Origin of the sequence: uncultured Campylobacter sp. (assembly GCF_938002845.1) — a bacterium.
Taxonomy (GTDB): Bacteria; Campylobacterota; Campylobacteria; order Campylobacterales; family Campylobacteraceae; genus Campylobacter_B.
Genome location: NZ_CALKZP010000040.1, coordinates 13,057 through 27,673, shown reverse-complemented (window position 1 = coordinate 27,673; position 14,617 = coordinate 13,057). Strand labels below are relative to the sequence as shown.

The 14,617-nt window shown below is 48.4% G+C and carries 12 protein-coding genes; 6 read left to right on the top strand and 6 right to left on the bottom strand.

Annotation, left to right across the window (positions count from 1 at the left end; translation table 11 throughout):
* Nucleotides 1-605: 605 nt before the first annotated feature.
* Genes murD through mraY form a run of 3 tightly spaced genes read right to left on the bottom strand, consistent with a single transcriptional unit; the run spans nucleotide 606 to nucleotide 3,617 of the window.
* Complete coding sequence (gene murD / locus Q0224_RS06215) at nucleotides 606-2,030, bottom strand: UDP-N-acetylmuramoyl-L-alanine--D-glutamate ligase (RefSeq protein ID WP_297949916.1); 1,425 nt, start codon at nucleotides 2,028-2,030, stop codon at nucleotides 606-608.
* Nucleotides 2,027-2,551 (bottom strand): hypothetical protein, encoded by a 525-nt coding sequence (locus tag Q0224_RS06210; protein ID WP_297949914.1) that lies wholly within the window; start codon nucleotides 2,549-2,551, stop codon nucleotides 2,027-2,029. Before Q0224_RS06210 ends, murD begins: the two co-directional genes overlap by 4 nt.
* 1 nt (nucleotide 2,552) lies before the next feature.
* Nucleotides 2,553-3,617, bottom strand: a complete 1,065-nt coding sequence (gene mraY, locus Q0224_RS06205) for a phospho-N-acetylmuramoyl-pentapeptide-transferase (protein ID WP_297949912.1) — start codon at nucleotides 3,615-3,617, stop codon at nucleotides 2,553-2,555.
* Nucleotides 3,618-3,815: 198 nt separating this feature from the next.
* Between mraY and gpmI the strand changes: the two genes are divergently transcribed.
* From gpmI to rho, 6 genes are all read left to right on the top strand, one after another.
* Nucleotides 3,816-5,282 carry a 2,3-bisphosphoglycerate-independent phosphoglycerate mutase gene (gene gpmI / locus Q0224_RS06200; RefSeq protein WP_297949910.1) on the top strand — a complete coding sequence of 489 codons (1,467 nt, stop codon included), beginning with the start codon at nucleotides 3,816-3,818 and terminating at the stop codon, nucleotides 5,280-5,282.
* Nucleotides 5,283-5,383: 101 nt separating this feature from the next.
* On the top strand, nucleotides 5,384-6,127 hold the full coding sequence (fabG, locus tag Q0224_RS06195) for a 3-oxoacyl-ACP reductase FabG (RefSeq protein WP_297949908.1): 744 nt from the start codon (nucleotides 5,384-5,386) through the stop codon (nucleotides 6,125-6,127).
* Between the two features lie 68 nt (nucleotides 6,128-6,195).
* Nucleotides 6,196-6,432, top strand: a complete 237-nt coding sequence (gene acpP / locus Q0224_RS06190; RefSeq protein WP_005873350.1) for an acyl carrier protein — start codon at nucleotides 6,196-6,198, stop codon at nucleotides 6,430-6,432.
* Between the two features lie 18 nt (nucleotides 6,433-6,450).
* On the top strand, nucleotides 6,451-7,668 hold the full coding sequence (locus tag Q0224_RS06185; RefSeq protein ID WP_297901608.1) for a beta-ketoacyl-ACP synthase II: 1,218 nt from the start codon (nucleotides 6,451-6,453) through the stop codon (nucleotides 7,666-7,668).
* Nucleotides 7,668-8,606, top strand: coding sequence for an acetyl-CoA carboxylase carboxyl transferase subunit alpha (gene accA, locus Q0224_RS06180; RefSeq protein WP_297949906.1), 939 nt, complete (start codon nucleotides 7,668-7,670; stop codon nucleotides 8,604-8,606). The genes Q0224_RS06185 and accA overlap by 1 nt, the downstream gene beginning before the upstream one ends.
* Nucleotides 8,607-8,667: 61 nt before the next feature.
* Nucleotides 8,668-10,014: a transcription termination factor Rho gene (rho, locus tag Q0224_RS06175; RefSeq protein ID WP_005873347.1), complete on the top strand. Its 1,347-nt coding sequence runs from the start codon at nucleotides 8,668-8,670 to the stop codon at nucleotides 10,012-10,014.
* A gap of 342 nt (nucleotides 10,015-10,356) precedes the next feature.
* Here the strand turns inward: rho and Q0224_RS06170 are convergent, their stop codons facing one another.
* From Q0224_RS06170 to Q0224_RS06160, 3 genes are all read right to left on the bottom strand, one after another.
* Nucleotides 10,357-11,133 (bottom strand): hypothetical protein, encoded by a 777-nt coding sequence (locus Q0224_RS06170; RefSeq protein WP_297949905.1) that lies wholly within the window; start codon nucleotides 11,131-11,133, stop codon nucleotides 10,357-10,359.
* A 192-nt stretch (nucleotides 11,134-11,325) separates the two neighbouring features.
* A complete protein-coding gene (locus Q0224_RS06165; RefSeq protein ID WP_297949904.1) occupies nucleotides 11,326-12,669 on the bottom strand; it encodes a sodium-dependent transporter in 1,344 nt (447 codons plus the stop codon).
* 506 nt (nucleotides 12,670-13,175) lie between these two features.
* Complete coding sequence (locus tag Q0224_RS06160) at nucleotides 13,176-14,525, bottom strand: sodium-dependent transporter (protein ID WP_297949903.1); 1,350 nt, start codon at nucleotides 14,523-14,525, stop codon at nucleotides 13,176-13,178.
* Nucleotides 14,526-14,617: the final 92 nt, after the last annotated feature.

The window sequence follows — 14,617 nt, the reverse complement described above, 5'->3', positions numbered from 1 at the left end:
CTGCCGACACGCAGATTTTCAGTCTGCTGCTCTACCGACTGAGCTATCCAACCACTGAAAAAGAAAAGTAATTTTATCCATGCAATACTTAAATCTCGGTTAAAATCCTCGATTTTCGCTAGATTTTTGCACGTTGCGCTCCAAAATAGCCAAATTTACTCAGTTGGAATTTTCTAAATTTTAGTGATAAAAATATTGCTTGAGCAGTAATTTGCAATAATCAAAATGGGCTATCGATCTAAAAAGCAAAGTGGTATAAATTTTTACTATTTAACCGATTCTGCAAATTGTACGCTTGGTTCTAGGCTATGCAAAGTAGATAAATTTGCGCTAAAGGATCGCGGCATCGTTTTAAATTTGCGCGCATAACGGGCGATAGCTGTTATTGGTTAAATTTAGCATCGAAAATTGGCTTTAATTTGGACTTGACGAAGCATCTTTATAAACATTGCGCCAAAGCCAGTGGTGTGACGTCGTGAGGTGCGTTTCAGCTAGATTTACTTAGATATATCCGCACAGCAGAAGCGTTGAAATTTTATATAATGCGATTGTAGGTCGTGTTAAATAAAATCCTAGCCCGATCCGGCTAACTTCGATAGGTCTATTTATCCGAGCTGTGCGACTTGTTTTTTAAATAATTCGCCGCGTTCCTCGTAGCTTTTAAATTGATCCAAACTGGCACATGCAGGACTTAGCAGCGCTATTTCACTAGCGAAATTTACGGAATTTTTAAAATCCACAGAATTTTTAGAATTTTGCGAATCTAAAGTTTTGCCGCTGCTTGCGTTCACACAGGAGCTCTCGCTTTCGGTAGTCGAAATTTTATCCTGCATTAAATTTCCTGCGGAATTCTCGCCGCCTAAGCGTCCTTTTGAAATTTCATTTTCGCAAAAATTTTCTCCGCTCAAATACCGATTCGAAATTTCGCTCACCGCCGTTTGTAAAATTTCGCAGCGCACGCAAGGAAGTCTGTACTCGTCGCATAAAAGCACGATTTTATCGGTATTTGAGCCGATCGCGTAAATTTGCAGATCGTATTTTTTAAACTCCGCAAAAAGCGGGTGCAGATCCACGCCTTTATCGTCGCCGCCAAGGATCAGATGTATTTTGCGCCCCGCGTATCGCTTCAGCGCCTGCGCGCACGCATCGATGTTGGTCGCCTTCGTGTCATTGACCCAGACCCTGCCGCGCGCGTCGGTAAACTCCTCTAGCTTATTGCCTTCGATCACGAAGTCGTTTAGTCGCATGGCGTCGCATCTGTCGAATAAAATTTTCTCCACACACAGCGCCAAAAGCGCGTCTATCAAAAACGGAGTGCGGAATTTTATCTCGCCTAAATCGATGCCGAATTTTTGCGCCAGATCCGCTTCGTCTTCGTAGCAGATCACGCGGGCTAGGCTATTTTGCGCGGCGGCGGAGCTTTCGTAGGCGCGCGGGATCAGCGCCACGGAGCCTTCGCGCATCGCTAGCAGCGGCGAGAGTTTGGCGCACTCATACTCCGCGAAATCGCCGTGCCAGCTGAGATGATCGGGCGTGATCGCAAGCAGCACGTAGATGTCGGGGCGCGCATGTTTGGTGTAGTGCAGCGTAAACGAGCTCGTCTCCAGCACCCAAATTTTGGCACTTTTATCAAGCTTTGCAAGCGGGACGCCCACGTTACCGCCCATTTGCGATCCGTATCGCTCGAGCAGGTGCTGTATCATCTTCGTCGTCGTGGTCTTGCCGTTCGTGCCGCTGATCCAAATTTTAAGGCCTTTATAATCGTCAAAATAATCATATTCACTGATTAAATTCCGTGCCTTTCGCACCAGTTCGTGATGCGGCGGGAAGCCAGGGCTAGGGATTTCAAGCTCGCTTGCGGCGGGATCGAACTCGCTCGGGTTTAAAAGCGCGTTGCCGAACTCGTCCAGCTTCGGCGCGCCCGAAGAAATTTTAAATTTATCGTCGTAGATCTCCCAGCAGCCTTCGTCGCGGCAGTGCTCGGCGATCGCTCTGGTCGTAAGTCCGTAGCCAAATAGCGATTTTTTCATTTTTCTCCCCTTTTGCCCCATAAAATTTGAGTTATCTCGTCGGCGCTAAGCTCGGCAATTTCGCCGCTTCTCTCGCATCTTTCAAAAAGCCTCGGATCGTAAGTATCCTTAAAATTTAACTTTAAAAACTCGGTAAAATATCCGCCGTCTGCGGCAAAATTAGGACGGTAGTAAAAAGCGTCTAAAAAAGCATCTCCCGTCTCGCACGGCTCAAAAGTGCTCATCCGCTCCACGATCTCGCGCAGTTCGTCCTTTGTGATATCCGGCACTAATTGCGGCTCCGGCAGTGCGATATCGAAAGCCAAATTTTCCGCGCCGTCCGCTTCCCACCACTTCCAAAGATCAAATTTGCTCATATCTTTGCCCGTGATTTCGTGTAGCGTCGCCTCTAGCTCGCGGTATTTTGCGCCGTCAGGATCGCCGTTATCGTCGCAGTAAGCCGTGTAGGCTAAAATTTGCTTTAAAATTTCGTCGTATATTCCGCGCGCCGTTTCGAAGTCGGGTTCAACCTGCGCTCGCATTTTATCTCAGTTTCAGCGACGTCAGCGCTATGATATTTGCGATCAGCGCGATGATCCAAAAGCGGATGATGATTTTGTTTTCGACCCAGCCTTTAAGCTCGAAATGGTGATGTATCGGCGCCATCAGGAAAATTCTGCGCTTGAAAATTTTAAAGCTGCCCACCTGCAAGATCACGCTGAGCGTTTCGATGACGAAGACGAAGCCGATCATTATGAGTAAAATTTCATTTTTCGTGATGACCGCGCAGTATCCTAAAAATGCGCCTACGCTTAGGCTGCCGCTATCGCCCATAAAGACTTCTGCGGGGTAGCAGTTGAACCACAAAAACCCAAGCAGCGCTCCGATCAGCGCCGAAACGATGATGCAGACCTCGCCCGCGCCTGCGACGCGCGGTAGCAAGAGATATTGCGAGTAGATCGCATGCCCGCAAAGATAGGCAAATACGCCCAAAGTGCAGAGCGAAAATACCGATGGAATGGTCGCTAGCCCGTCTAATCCGTCGGTTAAATTTACCGCGTTTGAGCTCGCGCTTATCACGATCGTCCAAAACAGCGGCGCGAAGATCCATAAATTTAGCAGAGGGTATTTGAAAAACGGCACGAAAAATTCCCCGTCCAGATCGCTAAAAGCATAAAGCGTAGCTCCGATCAGAAACGCCAAGAAATTTTGCAGCGCAAATTTAGCCCGCGCGCTAAGGCCTGCGTGGTTTTGGCGGCCTAAAATTTTAGAGATGTCGTCCTTGAAGCCTATGTATCCAAAGCCCACCAAACAAAGCAGCCCGCATAGCACGAAGACGTTGTTTAGCTTGGCGCACATCAGGCTTGCGAATACCGCGGCGGTAACGAAAACGAGCCCGCCCATCGTGGGGGTTTTGCTCTTTTTCTGATGGTTTTGCGGCGCGAGTTCGTAGATGGGCTGCGCGGCGTGTCTATTTTGCGCCCAGCGGATAAACCGCGGCATAGCCCAGACTGAAAAGCAAAAAGCGATAAAAAATGCGATTCCTGCGCGCGCGGTGATGTATTGGAAGAAATTTATATTCGTAAGATGGTAAAGATAATAAAACAAAGTTTGCCTTTTAAATTTTATGAAATTTTATACGAAAATGCGCATTTTAGTATAAAAGAGGTAAAATTTAGCTTTTAGGGCGGATGAAATTTTGCCGCATTTGCCAAAAAAAAGTATAATGCCGCTCGTAAAAACAGCGCCGCAGACCTGCTTTAAAAGACCTGTGCGGCGAAATTTAGACGAAATTTAGGAGCCAAAATGGGGCAAAAGACGATTTTACTTATCACCGACGGCATCGGCTTTAACGCGAGCGATAAATTTAACGCGTTTGCAAATGCGAAAAAGCCCGCCTACGATTATCTTTTTAAAAACGTGCCCAATACGCTGCTGCACACCTCGGGGCTTGCCGTGGGCTTGCCGCAAGGGCAGATGGGAAACAGCGAAGTGGGGCATATGACGATCGGAAGCGGTAGAATTTTGTATCAAAACCTAGTCAAAATCGATCGCGCGATCGATGAGGGCTCGCTTGAGAAAAACGAAGCGCTGCAAAACCTGCTCGCTAAATGCCGCAGAGTGCACGTCATAGGGCTTTACAGCGACGGCGGCGTGCATTCGCATCTGCGCCATTTCGACGCGATCTGTGATATAGCGCAGAATGCGGGTTGCGAGACATGGGCGCACGCTATCACCGACGGGCGCGACGTTTCGCCGAGCAGCGGAGTGGAATTTTTAAAGCATCTACAGGCTAAATTTAAAGTCGCTAGCGTTTGCGGGCGCTTTTACGCGATGGATCGCGACAAGCGTTTTGACCGCGTGAAGCGCGCTTACGACGTGCTTTTGGGTGAAGCGGCGCCGCTTGAAATTTCGCCTAGCGAGTATGTGCTACAAAGCTACGAGCACGGCGTGAGCGATGAGTTTATCGAGCCTGCGAGCTTTAACGGATTTAGCGGTATCGGCGCGGATGACGGAGTGATTTTTATAAATTTTAGAAACGATCGCGCCAGGGAGCTTTGCGCGGCTTTGGGTGATGAGAGCTTTAGCGAATTTGAGCGAAAATTCGTCGTGCAAAATTTAATCACGATGAGCGAATACGATGCGAGCTTTAAATTTCCTCTGCTTTTTGAGAAGCCCGTGCTAAAAAACACGCTTTGCGAAGTGATCGCAGACGCCGGTCTTACGCAGCTTCATACCGCCGAGACCGAAAAATACGCGCACGTGACGTTTTTCTTTAACGGCGGCGTCGAGGAGCCGCTTCCGAACGAAACTCGCGTGCTAATCCCAAGCCCGAAAGTAAAAACCTACGATGAGCAGCCGCAGATGAGTGCGCCCGCAGTGTGCGATGCGGTGATCCGCGGTATCGAAGCGGGGATAGATTTCATCGTCGTAAATTTCGCAAACGGCGATATGATCGGCCATACAGGCAATTATGACGCCGCGATAAAGGCGGTCGAGGCGGTGGATGAGTGCATCGGTAAAATTTTAAACGCGGCGAGGGCGCATGATTACGCCTATGTCCAGATCAGCGATCACGGCAATTGCGAGGCGATGAGAGACGCGGACGGCGAAATTTTAACGAATCACACGACCTTTGACGTATTTTGTTTCGTCGCGGGCGAGGGCGTTCGCGGGCTAAAAAGCGGACTTGGGCTTAGCAACGTCGCAGCGACCGTGCTAAAGTTAATGGGGCTGCCGAAGCCCGCGGAGATGGATGAAGCGCTATTTTGAAATTTAAACGGCGCAGCTTGCGAGCAGATTTAAACTGCTAAAATTTAGGTAAATTTAGATAAATTTACGCTAGAGATTAAAATTTTAACAAAAGGAAAAATATGAAATTTAGTGGAAAAAACGTTTTAATCACCGGCGCAAGCCGCGGTATCGGCGCGCAGATCGCAAGGACTTTGGCATCTTACGGACTTAAGGTGTGGATCAATTATCGCTCAAACCCCGAGCCTGCCGATGCGCTACTAGAGGAGATCCGCGCAAACGGCGGAGAGGGCGCCGTGATAAAATTTGACGCGACGAACGAGGCGGAATTTAGCGAGGCGATTGCCCTGATCGCGCAAAGCGACGGCGAACTAAGCTATCTCGTAAATAACGCGGGTATCACGAACGACAAGCTCGCGCTTAGAATGAAGTTGGAAGACTTCATGGGCGTGATCGAAGCAAATTTAAGCAGCGCCTTCATCGGCTGCCGCGAAGCTCTAAAATTAATGAGCAAAAAGCGCTTCGGCGCGGTCGTAAACATCGCCTCGATCGTCGGCGAAATGGGCAACGCCGGACAGGTCAATTACAGCGCGAGCAAGGGCGGAATGATCGCGATGAGCAAGAGCTTTGCAAAAGAGGGTGCTGCGCGCGGCATCCGCTTCAACTGCATAACTCCGGGCTTCATCGCTACGGATATGACGGATGCGCTAAGCGACGACGTAAAAGCAAGCTACGAAGCGAGCATCCCGCTTAAGCGCCTCGGAAGCACGAGCGACGTTGCCGAAGGAGTTGCGTTTTTACTCAGCGACGGCGCGGGCTACATTACTGGTGAGACGCTTAAAATAAACGGCGGGCTCTATATGTAGCGTTAAATAGCGGAATTTAAGGTTAAATATTATAGAATTACGCGGTATTTTTTTAAAGGAGTGCTAAAATGGCAGTATTTGAAGATGTAAGAGACGTAGTTGTAGAGCAACTCAGCGTTAGCCCGGATCAGGTTAAACTTGATTCTAAAATTATCGAGGATTTGGGCGCGGACTCTCTTGACGTAGTTGAGCTAGTAATGGCTTTAGAGGAGAAATTCGGTATCGAGATCCCTGATAGCGAGTCCGAAAAATTAGTAAGCATTAAAGACGTAGTAGATTATATAGAAAATTTGCCTAAGAAATAAAATTTTAAGGAAGCGGTTTTGAAACGAGTCGTAGTAACGGGCATCGGGATGATAACCTCTCTCGGGCTTGACAAACAGAGCAGTTTTGAAAATATCTGTAACGGAAAAACCGGGGTTGATAAAATTTCGCTCTTTGACGCTAGCGAATTTCCGGTTCAAATTGCAGCTGAAGTAAAAGGTTTCGACCCTTCGAGCATAATCGAGGATGGAAAAGAGATAAAAAAGATGGATAGGTTTATCCAGCTGGGACTTAAAGCCGCGGGTGAAGCTATGGATGACGCTAAATTTAGCGGTTTCGATAGCGACGAATTCGGCGTTAGCTCCGCTAGTGGTATAGGCGGTTTGCCGAATATCGAGATAAATGCCAATACCTGCTTGCAGCGCGGTCCTAGGCGAATTTCTCCGTTTTTTATCCCCTCTGCGTTAGTAAATATGCTCGGCGGCTTTGTTTCTATATATTATAAATTAAAAGGTCCGAATTTATCCAGCGTTACGGCTTGTGCGGCTTCTGCGCATGCGATTATGGACGCTGCGAGAGTTATCATGATCGGCGAAGCGAAAAAGATGCTCGCAGTGGGTGCCGAGGCTGCGGTTTGTCCCGTAGGTATCGGCGGATTTGCTGCGATGAAGGCGCTTTGTGCTAGAAATGACGATCCTGCGCACGCTTCACGTCCGTTTGATGCTGAGCGAAATGGCTTTGTTATGGGCGAAGGCGCGGCGGCTTTGGTTTTAGAAGAGCTAGAGGACGCAAAAGCGCGCGGTGCTAAAATTTACGGCGAGCTCGTAGGATTCGGCGCCAGCGGCGATGCTTATCATATCACTTCGCCTAGCTTAGACGGACCGATTCGCGCTATGAAAAAGGCCTACGAAATGGCGGGACGCCCGAAGATTGATTATATAAACGCTCACGGAACGTCCACAGCAATAAACGACAAAAACGAAACCGCGGCGTTAAAAGAGCTTTTCGGTGAGGGCAAGGTGCCTGCGGTCAGCTCCACCAAGGGCCAGCTAGGACACTGCCTGGGTGCTGCCGGAGCTGTAGAGGCTGCGATCAGTCTTTTAGCGATGCAAAACGGCATCATACCGCCTACGATAAATCAAATTTCAAAAGATCCAGATTGCGATTTGGACTATGTGCCAAACGTTGCCAGAAAAGCTAAACTCGATTGCGTTATGAGCAATAATTTCGGATTCGGCGGCACGAACGCATCGCTTATTTTCAAAAGAGTAGATTAATGGCTAGCTATCTGGACTTCGAAAAGTCTATAAAGCAGATCGACGAGGACATCGTCGCTGCTAAAATTCGCGGTGATGAGGACGCGGTCGAAATTTTAAATAAGAACCTCGAAAAAGAAATTTCCAAAGTTTATAAAAATTTAAACGAATACCAAAGGCTTCAGCTTGCGCGCCATCCGGATCGCCCTTACGCGATCGATTATATTCGCGCGCTTTTGCAGGACGCCAGGGAGCTCCATGGCGACCGCGCCTTTAGAGACGATCCTTCGATCGTGTGTTATCTGGGCATTATGGGCAACCGTAAAATTGCCGTGATCGCCGAGCAGAAGGGTCGCGGTACCAAAAACAAGCTGAAGCGAAATTTCGGCATGCCGCATCCTGAGGGCTATCGTAAGGCTCTGCGCGTAGCGAAACTTGCCGAGAAATTTAACCTTCCTATTTTGTTTTTGATCGACACTCCGGGCGCATATCCGGGACTCGGAGCTGAGGAGCGCGGTCAAAGCGAGGCTATCGCGCGAAATTTATATGAGCTTAGCGATCTTAAAACCCCTACGATCGCCGTCGTTATCGGCGAGGGCGGTAGCGGCGGAGCTTTAGCGATCGGCGTGGCCGATCGTTTGGCGATGCTTCAAAACTCAATCTTTTCAGTCATCTCTCCCGAAGGCTGTGCTGCGATTTTGTGGAACGATCCAAGTAAGAGCGAGGCCGCTACGAAAGCGTTAAAGATCACCGCCGAGGAGCTAAAAGAGCTGGGCTTGATCGACGACGTGATCAAGGAGCCTAAAACGGGCGCCCACAGAGATAAAGACGGCGCGATAAAAGCGCTTGGAAACTACGTCTTAACCGAGCTGCACAAGCTAGACGATCTTAGCATAGACGAGCTCATCAGCAGAAGACAACAAAAAATTTTAAGGTTCGGTGCTTATAAAGAAAACTAAATTTTAAATTTCGCGACTTTTTTAAAACCAAATTTAATAACTTCACACTCTAAGAGGACAAATGGAAAATACAAATCAAAATTCCGCACAGACCGCCGTTTCAAATTCTAATCAAAACGGTAGAAAAACTTACGCCAAAACGCACGTTCCCGTCGAGGGCTACCAGATCGAGGAGCTCCGCTCGATGGATCTTGAAAATCTCATCGCCATAGCAGACGAGCTAGGCGTCGAGAACCCGCGCGAATTCCGTCGCCAAGCGCTCGTTTTTGAAATTTTACGCATGCAGACGAAGCAGGGCGGCTTCATACTTTTTACGGGGATTTTGGAGGTTACCGCCGAGGGTTACGGCTTTTTGCGCGGCATAGATTCAAATTTAAGCGACAGCGCCAACGACGCCTACGTGAGTCTAAGTCAGATCCGCAAATTTGCCCTGCGCGTCGGCGACATCGTCACGGGTCAGGTGCGCGAGCCGAAGGATCAGGAGAAGTACTACGCGCTCTTAAAGATCGAGGCGATCAATTACAAATCGATCCAAGAGGCCAGAGAGCGTCCGCTATTTGATAATCTCACGCCGCTTTTCCCGACCGAAAAGCTCAAGCTTGAATACGATCCTATGCGCCTTACCGGTCGCGTGCTCGATCTTTTCACCCCGATCGGCAAGGGGCAGCGCGGGCTCATCACGGCGCCTCCGCGTAGCGGTAAAACGGAGCTTATGAAAGAGCTTGCCAACGGCATTACGCGCAACCACCCCGAGGTCGAGCTTTTGGTGCTGCTAGTCGACGAGCGCCCCGAGGAGGTGACAGATATGGAGCGCAGCGTGCGCGGCGAGGTGTTTAGCTCGACCTTCGATCAGCCCGCGTTCAACCACGTCCGCGTCGCCGAGCTCGTCATCGAAAAGGCAAAACGCGCCGTCGAAAACGGCAAGGACGTCGTCATCTTGCTTGATAGCATCACCCGCCTTGCGCGCGCTTACAACACCGTCACGCCTAGCAGCGGCAAAGTCCTAAGCGGCGGCGTGGACGCAAATGCCCTGCATAAACCGAAGCGCTTCTTCGGTGCGGCACGAAATATCGAAAACGGCGGCTCGCTCACTATCGTCGCTACCGCGCTCATCGAGACCGGCTCGCGTATGGACGACGTGATCTTCGAGGAGTTCAAGGGCACGGGCAACAGCGAGATCATCCTCGATCGCAACATCTCGGATCGTAGAATTTACCCCGCGATCAACATCACCAAATCGGGCACGCGCAAAGAGGAGCTTTTACAAGGCAGTGAAAATTTGCAAAAGATCTGGGCGTTGCGCTCGGCGATCTCGACGATGGACGACGTCGAGGCGCTAAAATTTTTATACGCCAAGATGCTAAAAACCAAAGACAACACCGAGCTGCTATCGATAATGAACGGCTAAATTCTTTAAATTTAGCCTTATTTAAAATTTTGCTCTAAATTTAGCGGCATAGTTTGCACCGCTTGCCGCGAATACCGCCACGTAGCTTCGTATGCGCTTTCAAAGCGGCGCATCTTTTTTTCAAACTCCACTATTATAAGTTTAAATTTATCGCGATATTTGCTAAACGTTTTGCGCTCGTAGCACGAGGTGCGGCGCCGTCCGATAAAATTTTACTTCGGTAAAATCTATTCGTAAGATGTCAAGCGTAAAATTTTACGAGGAATTTTATGTTTTGCTACGCACGGAGCTAGGGCGCTTGATATCGTTACTTCAAATTAATATAATACTGCCAACATCATATCATTTCATAAGCTCAAAAAGCTTCATAAATCCTATATATCTGTTTCCATGGTTATCTAATCTAGTCTCATAACAATCAATAATACCAAGGCAGCTTTCCTCGGAATTTATATTTTTTAAAAATATATCAAAATTCCGTTTCGTGCTATTGAATATAAAATTTGGATCGTCACGATACCGCTTGCTCGGCTCATACTCATTGGGGATACGTTTTATCGCTATAAATTTCATACAAAATTGGCTTTCGCCCAGTATTCTATCAATAAACGATGTTTCTTTACGGCATTCTTTTATGGTGAAAGTATCTGATAAATAAATATTTGATGAATAATGCTGATCTAGAATAATCACTTTACCTTTTTCTTTTTCATAGTCTATTTTTCTATTGCCTTCAAATGGTCTATACGTGTAATTATCTCCCGCATCGACATTATTGACAGTATGGTGGTAGATAAAATCTGAAAAAGTCCATGGGATTTTTTCATCCGATACCATTTCGTCTGTAATATCTCTAAAAGGGAGTGAAGAATTTAAATCATGTATTAAATTAAAGTCCTTGTCATTTGAATGATTTTCAAAGATTTCGTTGATTTTAGAAATAGCTTCGTGAAATGTTAAGTTGGTATCTATGGTGTAAAGTTTATTGTATTTGGACTTCCCTTCATAATAATAATTTTCCAATTCGTCCTGTACGAAATTTTGCACTATCTCATCTTTGCTAAGCCATTTTAGATCGCCGAAGCTAAACCCGCTGTAATTAAGCGCACCGACGATCACACAAACGCCGAGCGCGGCGATTAGGACTTTGGCTAGAAATTTAAGAGCTTTGAAAATTTACTCCTTTAGCAAAACGCTAGTTAAAATACAAGCCTAACGGGCTGCGATGTTAAGCGACCTTTTTAAATTTAAACTCGCTCAAAGAGGGGTTAAATTTAAACCCGTGCCGCCTAAATTTAGCAGAATCGCTTCCTACTTCCCGCCGAAAAACAGCAGATTTGCCATTATGATCACGATCGCGACGGGCGCTACGAAGCGCAGCGAAAAGTACCAAATTTTAAATCCCAGCTCGCCCATATCGGCGCCGAAAAGCCCGCGCAGGCGCTGTGCATCCATAACAAAGCCCACGAAGATCGCCGAGGTTAGTGCGCCTAGGGGCAACATAACGTTTGAGCTTACGAAGTCCAAGCAGTCAAAAAAGCTCGCGCCGAAAAGCTTAAACTTGCTCGCATAATCCGCGTGCATCGATAGCAGCGAGCATGCGCCTAGCACCGCTATGACGCACCCCGAGATGCAGACTGCGCGCAGGCGCGAAATTTTAAATCTGCCGATGAGATAGAAGACGAAGGGCTCGATCATCGAAACCGCGCTCGTGATCCCCGCAAAAAAGAGCGAGACGAAAAACGCGACTTCAAGCACTTGTCCCGCTAGCCCCATTTTTGCAAACATCGTAGTGAGCGAGACGAACACAAGCCCCGCACCCTGCGCGGGATCGGCGCGGAATTCGAAGATGAAGGTAAAGACGATGAGCCCCATCATCAGTCCGATCGCGATGTTGATGAATACGATGTTTACCGAGCTTCGCACGAGCCGCACCCCCTCGCTAAGCGACGCCGCGTATGCTGCGATACAGCCGACGCCCACGCATAGGGTAAAGAGCGCGAGCCCGAGCGCGGATAAGACGGAGCTAACGGTGATTTTACCGAAGTCGGGGTAGAAAAGAAATTTCGCCGCCGCGCCGAAGCCCTGCATCGTGCACGCATACGCAAGCATCGCAAGCAGCAGCACGAAAAGAAGCGGCATCATCACGACGTTTAGCCGCTCGATACCGCTTTTGATGCCGCGCGCGACGACGGAAAGCGTCAGCACGAGCGCAAGCGCGTAAAAGCCGAGGCTCGTGGCTAGCGAATGCGAGATGAGATCGTCAAAGACGGCGCCCGCTTCCTCGGCAGTTGCGGGCAGCGGAGAAAAGCCCAAAAATATGTAGCGGATCACCCAGCCGAGGATGACGAGGTAAAAGGACAGCACCAGCATGCCGCCCGCGATGAAAACGCCTCCCGCGCGCCATTTGCGTCCGCCGCGCGGCGCCAGCGTCTCGTATGCGCTCGGCAGATCCCGCCCGCTTAGCCTGCCTAGCGCCATCTCGGCTAAAAATATGCTAAAGCCCACTCCCAACGTGAGCGCGAGGTATAAAAGCACGAAGGCGCTGCCGCCGTTTTGGCCCACGAGGGTGGGGAATTTCCATGCGTTGCCAAGCCCCACCGCGCCGCCTGCGACGGCAAGTATGAAGCCGATTTTGCTAAATTTATCGTTCATTTTCGCTCCGATGATTTTTTAAATTTTAAAGCCGTGGAATTTTAAAATTCCAAACTACCGCCGCATCTCGCTATGAAATTTGGCTCGCTATTTTTGGACCGCTTCGGCGTTAAATTTTAAAATTCAAAGCGCGACGCCGCGCGGCTTGTCGTGAAATTTTGCGTACCGTTTCTGTGACAGATTGCATAGATCGCGTCATAAACTATCGCGGCGTCTGCGCACCGACCGCCTAGGTTTAGAATTTTAAAATTCCGCAGCGCGATTCGGCACGGCTGTGTTACGACGCCTTTGCCGCGCGCACTGATCGCCATGCAGGTTGTCGCGGTCGCGCCGAAAGCTGATTGTCGCTACATACTTTAACCTTCCTCTATCTAAACATAAAATTCCAAACTATCGCTGCAAGGCTAACGGATCGCGGCAAGTTTGCTATGAAATTTGGCGCGTTGCTTTTGGACTGCTTCAGTGCCAAATTTTAACTTCCATGCTATCCATCCGCTTTGCAAAATTTAAAAATTTAAAATTTTTAGCTGATTGAGCGCTATCACTACGATCGCGGCTGGCGCCACGAAGCGCAGTAGCACGAAATACCACAGCTTAAAGCCCATTCGTCCCATATATGGGCGCAGTAGAATTTCGACGGCTCGTTTTTTGATCACGAATCCTACGAAAATCGCCACGATTATGCCGCTAAGAGGCATTAAGATATTCGAGGTTAGGTAATCAAGCACGTCAAAAAAGCTCTTGCCACCTAGGCTAAAATACTCGCTCGTGCCCCCGTAATAACCCAAAATGCAGCATATCCCTAAAACATACGTCACGGCAAAAACTAAAAGCGAAGCGCGCTTGCGGCTTAGCTTGCGGGAGTTTACGAGATAATAAATCGCAGGCTCCAGCATCGAAATTGCAGAAGTAATCGCCGCAAATAATAGCGAGGTGAAAAATAAAAAGGCTAGGATATTTCCGATCGCACCAAGCTTTGAAAAAAGCACCACCAGCGAGACAAACACTAGCCCAGGACCTTGCGCTTTGGGATCGCCGCCGAATTCAAAGATGAAAGTAAAGACGATAAGTCCCATCATCACGCCGATTAGGACATTAATGCAGACAATATTTATGCTTGAGGTTAGGATATTAGTGCGCGCAGGCAGGCTCGCGGCATAAGTCATAATCGTAGTAACGCCAAGCGAAAGCGTAAAAAATGCAAGTCCTAGCGCCGAAAGAACACTATCTTTATTAAGCTTGGAAAAATCTGGCACTAGCAAGAATTTTGCGCTACGTCCGAATCCATCGAAACTCGCGGCGTAAATTAGCATTAAAACCAGCAAAATAAATAGCGCAGGCATCATCCAGACATTAAGCCGCTCGATGCCGCTTTTGACACCTTTAGATACGATGAAAAAGCAAAATGCCGACGCTATGGTAAAGCACACCGCCACGCTTAAAAAGTCGCTACCTAAAAGTGCGTTAAACGCTGCGCCGCTTTCATCTATACTTTTTGGCAGATAAAAAGCGCTTGAGACCACGTATTTTAGGATCCAGCCCATTACGACGCTGTAAAAAGCATAGATCAAAAGTGCACTAATCATAAAAAATCCCGCGTATTTCCATGCGCCTTTGTATGAGGGTGCGAGCTTTTCAAATGCGCGCACCGGATCACTTTCGCTTAGTCTGCCGATGACGATCTCGGCTAAAAAAATCACGAAGCTAACCAAAAGCGTCAGCAAAAGATATAGCAAGATAAATGCGCTGCCGCCGTTGGTGCCTACTAAAGTGGGGAATTTCCACGCATTACCGAGCCCTACGGCGCTGCCTGCGACTGCGAGAATGAAGCCGATTTTGCTGAATTTATCATTCATATTATGCCTTGTAGCGGAATTTGAAAGGGCAATATTAGCAAAATCTAGCTTAACTCGCCAAGCTAGCCGAGTGGAATTTAGGCAAACCCGCT